Genomic DNA, 7,703 nt, shown 5'->3' on the forward strand with positions numbered 1-7,703 from the left:
TTTACTCCCCTTCCTTGCGCCATGCTTCTATTATGTAAATCGGATTTAATGCATCAAATCTTGTCAAATTCAAAATGGGCTTACTTCTAGATATTTGAGCAAGAGTAATGTTCGTCTCATAGCCCCGCTCTTTAAACAAAAGCATCGCTTCTGAAAGATTTTCAATCGTGACGGCATTTAAGACAATGCGTCCACAAGTTTTCAAGCGGCTACAGCAAATATCCAAAATGTCTTCCATCCCACCTGCCGTCCCGCCAATAAAAACCGCATCCGGTTCCGGAAAGGTTTCTAATCCCTCTGGTGCTTTCCCATGGACGAGTGTTGCATCCACGCGGAACTTTGCTAAATTTTGCATACAGTTTTCTAGGTCGCCCTCGTTCTTTTCGATAGCAAACACTTGTCCTTCCCTGGCGATTTTCGCTGCCTCAATCACAACAGAACCTGTGCATGTCCCAATATCCCAAACTGTGCTATCTTCTTTTAACCTTAGGGCACTAACGCTTAGTGTGCGAATTTCCTTTTTTGTAATTAATCCCTTATCTGGTTTACGCTGTAAAAATTCCGAATCGTCAATGCCTATCGGCCAATGTGGGCTTTCCCCTTTTTTCTTAAGAATTACTACATTGAGCGGTGAAAACTCTTCATCCTTCATTTCAGAAAGGGTAAACCAGCGGCATCGTTCCTTGTCACTGCCTAGGTTCTCGCCCACAAACGCCTCATATTCAGTCATGCCAAAGGAAAGTAAATATTGAGCGATTTTATTTGGGGAATTTTCTGTGTCGGTTAAGATTGCGACTGTTTTTTTTCCATCCACTCGCTGTGCCAACCCTTTTATACTCCTGCCGTGAACACTAGTAAAATAAGCATCCTGCCATCTTTCTTTCATTCTGGCAAAAGCAAGCTGGATTGAACTTATATATGGATAAATATCCAAATCGATTTTAGAAGATAAATAGCTTCCAATTCCATAGAATAACGGGTCTCCTGAAGCTAGAATGACTACCTTTCTAGTCTCCGACTGCAACCGTTCCACTAGAGAATAAAGCCCGCCTTCAATCGCCATTTTTTCGCCGGCGAATTCAGAAAAAAAAGCAAGCTGTCTTTTTCCTCCTATTAATAGTTCACTTTCATTAATCCACTTTTCGTACATTGGGAGTAGGCTGACTTTCCCTTCGTCCCCAATGCCGATCATTTTAATTGATGGCACTCTTTCGCACCGCCTTTCCTAACAATTGCCCCTTCATGGTATATAGGGTCGTATCTATGTCGATCCCACCATCGACTTCTTTTAACGCAGCGACGCAGCAATAGTCGCTAAGCATTTCGAAAAAGGATAGGTGGCCCTGTGCTGTCATCAAATCACCAACCTGTGATGCCGTATTGGCAGTTCGAATTTCCTCGACCAGGGTAGCATCAGCACCGGTACGGCTTGCCACCTCAGCTAAAAAATCAAAATCTATAGGGGCACTTTTTGAGTGAACCATCATGATCCCCATTGCCACTTTTGAGAATTTCCCCATCATGCCGACCATCGAAACTCTCTTTACCCCTTGCTTCTTGCATTGTTTAAGGGTAAACCCGACAAAGTCACCCATTTCAATAAAAGCTTCCTCAGACAGCTCGGGGAATTGCTTCATGGCATTTTTCTCGCTCCGCCCGCCTGTTGTAATGACAACGTGCTCGCAGCCACTTGCTCGGGCAACACTAATTGCCTGGATGATACTAGCTTTATAAGCGGCTGTGGAAAAAGGAACGACAATCCCACGGGTTCCGAGAATAGAAATCCCGCCAATGATCCCTAAGCGTCCATTGAGTGTTTTTTTGGCGATTTCTTCACCGGCTGGTACGGAAATGACGATTTTAATGCCTCTTGTAATCCCGAATTCTTTTAATACCCCTTCTGCTGTCTCGCAGATCATCCTGCGGGGAACGGGGTTAATCGCGGCCTCTCCGACAGGAACGGGCAAGCCGTCCTTTGTGACGCGGCCAACCCCAATTCCCCCATCAAGCACGATGCCTGGTTCATCGAGCCATGACACAGTGGAAACAATCAAGGCCCCATGGGTGGCATCTGGGTCATCCCCCGCGTCTTTAATCGTACTAGCGGTAGCCGATTGGTCCGTTACATCACAGCTTTCTATCTGGAAGGTTGCAAACCGCTTGACGGGCAAGTAAATCGTTGATTCTGTTTGCGGTTCACTCGTAATTAATGCGGTCAGCGCTGCTTTGGTGGTTGCTGTTGCGCAGGCCCCAGTCGTATATCCTTCCCGCAACTTTCCTTTTGGTACTTCCTGCATCGATTATCCCCGTTCAGCCATAATGGAAATGGCATTTAATGCAGCAACGGTCACGGTACTGCCACCTTTCCTGCCAATATTGGTGATGAATGGGATATCGAGCTTAGCTAGTTCTTCTTTTGACTCAGCCGCAGAAACAAACCCAACAGGCAATCCAATGACAAGACCAGGTTTTGCTTCTCCTTCTTTAATCAGACGGATAAGTTCGAGTAAAGCGGTTGGGGCATTCCCAATGGCAAATATACCGCCATCTGCTTCTTTGATTGCCTTCCTCATCGAAATAATCGCCCTTGTTGTATTCAGCCGTTTGGCTTCCTGGATGACATCTGGGTCGGAAATATAGACTTTGATTTCTCCACCGAATTTTTGAATTCGCGCTTTATTTGCCCCACTTTGAATCATTTGAACATCTGCAACTACCATTTTTCCGCTCCGAATCGCCCGAATACCGGACTGAATAGCGTCAGGATGGAAGAGAACGCTTTGCCCAAGTTCAAAATCAGCGGATGCATGGATGATACGCTGGACAACTGGATACTGATCCTCAGTAAAAGGGTGCTCACCAATTTCTTCATTAATCATTTCAAAACTTCTACCTTCAATCTGTTCCGGTTGGACGGTTAACGGTTTAAATTCAGTACGAAAATCCATTTCTCTCACTCCTGTATTAAAATGATTGTTCTGTTGTGACAATTGGTGTGGAACCAATCTTTTTATATAATTCTGTGATGACATCGATAAAATCAGTATAGACGGTGCCATAATTCAGTTTCGGGCGGCCAATAAGGATAACCTCAATCCCCAGTTCCTTGGCTGCTTCTACCTTTTCATCGACCGATCCGACTTTCCCACTCTCTTTAGTCACCATTAAGTTCACGCCATATTGCTTATATAGGGCTTTGTCGAACTCTTTTGAAAATGGGCCCTGGATCGCAATAATATTTTTCTGTGGCAGTCCTAGTTGCTCACATTTTTCCATATTATCCATACGAGGCAGCATCCTGGCGATCAAGCGAATGTCCGGGTTACCTAATAGTTTTTCTGTGAAAATTTGAAGCGTCTTGCTGCCTGTCGTCAGCATTACCACGCCTTTATTGGCCAATGCAAGCTCGGCAGCTTCCTCGTAACTTTCGACGACTTTCATTTTGTCATATTGGAATTTTTGTGACTCCCGTTCATACCGAACATAGGGGATTCCCGCCGTTTCGGCCGCCTTGATTGCGTTTTTGGAAGCTTCTTCAGCAAACGGATGACTGGCATCGACAACCGCTAGAATCCCTTTTGTGTCAATCAACCTCACCATGTCTGTATCCGTTAATCTTCCTACTTGAACACGTATCCCTGACTCCCTTAATTCAACTGCTGCATTTTCTGTGACTACTGAGGCAAGGAAATCGAAGCCTTCCTTTTTTATTTCTAAAGCAAGGGCTCTTGCATCACTTGTTCCGGCTAACACGAAGATCATCCTCTATCTCCAGCCTTTTGCACCGCATGTTCGTGATCATGGTGATGGTGATGGTCGTGATGATGGTCATGGTCATGATGATGATCGTGGTCATGGTCATGATGGTGGTGATGATCGATATGTTCCATCACATTAAGACGGTATTGGCAAGTATCACAGTTCATCTTCACCTCATCACGGAGGGCTTCTTCCACCCGATCTATTAAAATTGTCTGTAATTTTGGATGATAACCAAAATAGTCAGCCAGCTGAATTTCAATAGCGGGATATTGATTTTGAATAGGTACCATCATATCTTCTAACCGTTTAATCAAGATGCCAGTGAATAGAAAGTAAGGCAGAATTACTACTTTTTTTGCTCCAAGCTTAATACAGCGCTCAATCCCTTCGTTCACAGAGGGATTGGTCACCCCCATAAAAGCAGGTTCGACGATTTTATAGTTTGTTTTTTCCCATAGTAATCTAGCAATTTTATATAAATCACTATTCGCATCAGGATCACTTCCGCCACGTCCTAACAAAAGGACAGCCGTATCGTCTTCGATGGTTTCTACATTCTCGCCAATTTCCATTAATCTAGTTTTTAGAATTTCAAATGTTTCCTCATGAACACCAATTGGCCGACCATAAGTAAATTGAACAAGCGGATATTTATTCTTTGCCTCATCAATAGCTGCTGGAATATGAATTTTGGAGTGTCCTGCTTGTAAGAGCATGATTGGAATCAAGACAACATGGTCGGCCCCTTTCTCCACACATAGATCGATGCCTTGATTCACTGTTGGTCGTTCAAATTCTAAAAAACACGTCTCGACCAGGAATGAATCTTCCCAAGTCTTTCTCATCTCACGGATGAACTCACGAACCTGCTGATTTCCCTCTTGATCTCTACTTCCATGCCCAACAAATAAAATTGCTTTCAAAATATTTCCTCCCCTTTGTTTGTAAATGCCTTACTTGCCAATTACCGCTAGACTTCTCTCCTTTATTCCCCGCAAACAGCTGCTTCGATTTTAAGGTTTGGTGTGATATCCTGGTACACAAAACCTTGAACCTCTTTGACCCGTTTAAAAAATTTATAGAAACGTTCATTTGGATAGGCCTTTTGTTGGTACTCTTGAACAATCCCCTCTATGATTCCGACAATTTTGTCCGGTGCGATTCCTTCAGCAACGATTTGGCCATTATGAGCGGTTCTTCCAGCTGTCTTGGCTCCTAAAAATAAATCAAACGCTCCTTTACGGTAGACAATGCCAATATCTTCTTTTACGGCTCCATAACAGGCCATGCCGCAGCCATTCACACCAAGCTTCAGTTCTTTTGGGAGTTCTATGCCACCAAGCCTTTCTTGTAGCTCATCGGCATAAGGAATGGAATCCTTCTTTTCTCCGTCACAAAAATCACATGCTTTTACGGTTAATACGTCGCCAACAGGAGCAATTAAAAAGTTGGCTGCAGTTAGTTTTTTAATAATCTCATCAGGCTTAGAGGTTAAAATTTGCAGCTTCATAAAATGGTCTTGTGTGTATTCCATGACTCCTTCTTCTCCGACAATTTCGGAAAGAATAACCATCTGATGCGCGGTAAATTTTTTATTGACGACACCAGGGCTGACCGCTACCTCAAAAATAGATTGAAAGTCTTGCTTCACAATTAAATCTTGGTTTCGTCCATAGGTCTCACCAAGGTTCATTTGCAAGGCTTCCTCAGCCAACTCTCTTGGCGACTCTTTCACTGAGGTTGGGGTGACTGGTTTCTTGTTTATCGACATTACATCTTCCATTTGCTCCAGTGCCCATGGTTCGGCTTCCTTTTGCAGTCGCTGATGCGGTTTCAAAGGCTGAATTGCCTGATTTAATGTATACTTCCGCTGATAACCACGCGGAGTGATCATTAATTCATCGTAGAAAAATGTTGAAGAGTTGCCTATTAAAACGGTGGTTAACATGCCAATTTCATGATCTAACATCTCTTGTAAATTGGTTAAGACGATCTTTTGACTATCACGGAAGGCGCTCTTTACCAATCCTACAGGGGTGTCTGGCGAGCGATATTTTAATAGAATTTTTTGTGCTTCCATGATCTGCCGTGTTCTTCTCCCGCTTTTTGGATTGTATAGGGCAATGACAAAATCAGCTTGAGCTGCCGCTTCGATTCGTTTCTCGATCAAACTCCAAGGTGTTAAATGGTCACTTAAGCTAATCGTACAGGCATCATGCATGACCGGCGCGCCTAATAAAGCAGCACAGGAGTTGATGGCAGAAATGCCAGGAACCACCTCTACTTTTACCCCTGAGTCTTTTTTCCAGCCTTTTTCAATTAGCACTTCGTAAACAAGTCCTGCCATTCCATATACACCGGCATCACCGCTCGAAATGACAGCTACCGTGTAACCGAGCTCAGCTTGTTTCACAGCCTCTTGGGCACGGCTCACTTCTTCTGTCATTCCTGTGCTGATGATTTGCTTTCCAGCTATTAATCCCTTGATTAAATCAACGTAGGTTTTGTATCCGATGATGATATCACTTTCTTGGATGGCTTCCTTTGCCCGTCCGGTAATATGTTTTTCATCACCAGGGCCAAAACCAATAACCAATAATTTGCCTTTCACACTATTACGCCACCTTTCACAATTTCAAACTAGAATCCAGCTACTATCCGCTGTTAAATCTTTTCTTTAACCGCTTTTTGTATTCCTTCGATGCATTCCGACCCTTCTGGATGTATGAATCCAGCTTCGGAATATTGATAGATCGAATGCTCCTGAAGGCAATGACCTTCCGCCAGATGACGCTTTACAATCGTAGTTCCCACTTCTGGGGTTACGTTTTTATACCAAGTCCCTGAAGGATAGACGATGGCAACGGGTGCATCCTTACATCTCCCATTGCATCTCGTTCTTGTAGTATGTATGATTGAATCTAAGCTTAAATTGGTGATTTCATTCCGTATTGCTTGTGTCGCTTCCTCCCCACCCTTTCTCATACAGCTGCTGCCGTTACAAATGAAAACATGGTGTTTCGTTCCTTGTAAATTCCAAGTAGTCATGTCACACACTCCCTTTCGTTTTTTCATAAAAAAAGCACCCCTATGAACATAGGGGTGCAGAATATATACACACAAAAAATAGCGATGTAAGTTCAGCACTTCTACCTATGTTCCCGTAGGTTGTTTGAAGCTATTAGGTAAAGGCAGGTCTCCTGACTTAGGTTCATCATTCTATTGCGTCTTCCCAAATTCCTTCAGTGACATCTGCAATGAACTCCCCTTACAGTGGCGGGTACCGTGACGGATTTAAACCGTACTTCCCTATTAAGCACAATTTTCATTGTGCACCAATCCTAATCTATTCAATTTTTAAAAAGACTTGTTTCTTCTAGAGGCATAAAAAAATGATTTAGAATCATTAAAACGAAAAAATCCGTTCAACATAAGTTGAACGGATAAAACGCCAGCACAAAGAAAGTTAATAAATAATCCTTTTTGTCCAAACGTTTCATCTTCTCAACCCCCGAAGAACTCGAAACTTTAAAAGCTAAGACAGGTCTCCTGACTTGTGTATCTTCCTACTTTAGACCCTTCCCGTAACGTCCATATAAACGTTTCAGTGGTTTGTCTATTTCGTCCACACTTACAGTTGCGGGGACAGTTCTGGTAATGCTCCAGATTCCCTATTAAGCCCTAAGGCATCTTAACTAATTGTTAACAAATTAATTTTAATTTATTATATATTAATATACTAGTCTATCAGATTTAATATTTCAAGAGTTTTTAGACTTCTTTTAAGAAAACGCTAACCGCCAATAACTTCATCCTGTTTAAGTAATTGAATTAATATAGAAATAGCAGAAATTAAATATCGACATTTCTTTTTTTAAAACTTATTGTTATTTAAGGACAAGTAAAAATAGCACTCTTCTTGTGGTTATCTTGTAAATTTG

General features: G+C 42.6%; 7 protein-coding genes and 2 riboswitches. All 7 genes read right to left on the reverse strand.

Features of this window, described 5'->3' with window-relative positions:
- Position 1: 1 nt before the first annotated feature.
- The gene (cbiE, locus tag ACFWM3_RS22645; protein WP_390313010.1) at positions 2-1,192 is read right to left on the reverse strand and encodes a precorrin-6y C5,15-methyltransferase (decarboxylating) subunit CbiE; all 1,191 of its coding nucleotides are present in this window, start codon (positions 1,190-1,192) and stop codon (positions 2-4) included.
- 1 nt (position 1,193) lies between these two features.
- On the reverse strand, positions 1,194-2,297 hold the full coding sequence (locus ACFWM3_RS22650; RefSeq protein ID WP_390313006.1) for a cobalt-precorrin-5B (C(1))-methyltransferase: 1,104 nt from the start codon (positions 2,295-2,297) through the stop codon (positions 1,194-1,196).
- Between the two features lie 3 nt (positions 2,298-2,300).
- Positions 2,301-2,948, reverse strand: coding sequence for a precorrin-8X methylmutase (locus tag ACFWM3_RS22655; protein ID WP_129691644.1), 648 nt, complete (start codon positions 2,946-2,948; stop codon positions 2,301-2,303).
- Between the two features lie 16 nt (positions 2,949-2,964).
- The gene (cobK, locus tag ACFWM3_RS22660; protein ID WP_390313007.1) at positions 2,965-3,762 is read right to left on the reverse strand and encodes a precorrin-6A reductase; all 798 of its coding nucleotides are present in this window, start codon (positions 3,760-3,762) and stop codon (positions 2,965-2,967) included.
- Positions 3,759-4,685 carry a sirohydrochlorin chelatase gene (locus ACFWM3_RS22665; protein WP_390313008.1) on the reverse strand — a complete coding sequence of 309 codons (927 nt, stop codon included), beginning with the start codon at positions 4,683-4,685 and terminating at the stop codon, positions 3,759-3,761. Before ACFWM3_RS22665 ends, cobK begins: the two co-directional genes overlap by 4 nt.
- Before the next feature lie 62 nt (positions 4,686-4,747).
- Positions 4,748-6,373, reverse strand: a complete 1,626-nt coding sequence (gene cobJ / locus ACFWM3_RS22670) for a precorrin-3B C(17)-methyltransferase (RefSeq protein WP_390313009.1) — start codon at positions 6,371-6,373, stop codon at positions 4,748-4,750.
- Positions 6,374-6,426: 53 nt separating this feature from the next.
- Complete coding sequence (locus ACFWM3_RS22675) at positions 6,427-6,810, reverse strand: (2Fe-2S) ferredoxin domain-containing protein (protein WP_056466994.1); 384 nt, start codon at positions 6,808-6,810, stop codon at positions 6,427-6,429.
- A gap of 125 nt (positions 6,811-6,935) precedes the next feature.
- Positions 6,936-7,117: riboswitch (cobalamin riboswitch) on the reverse strand.
- A 167-nt stretch (positions 7,118-7,284) separates the two neighbouring features.
- A riboswitch (cobalamin riboswitch) is annotated at positions 7,285-7,471 on the reverse strand.
- Between the last annotated feature and the right edge of the window lie 232 nt (positions 7,472-7,703).

Origin of the sequence: Gottfriedia sp. NPDC058432 (assembly GCF_042721555.1) — a bacterium.
Lineage (GTDB): Bacteria > Bacillota > Bacilli > Bacillales > Bacillaceae_G > Gottfriedia.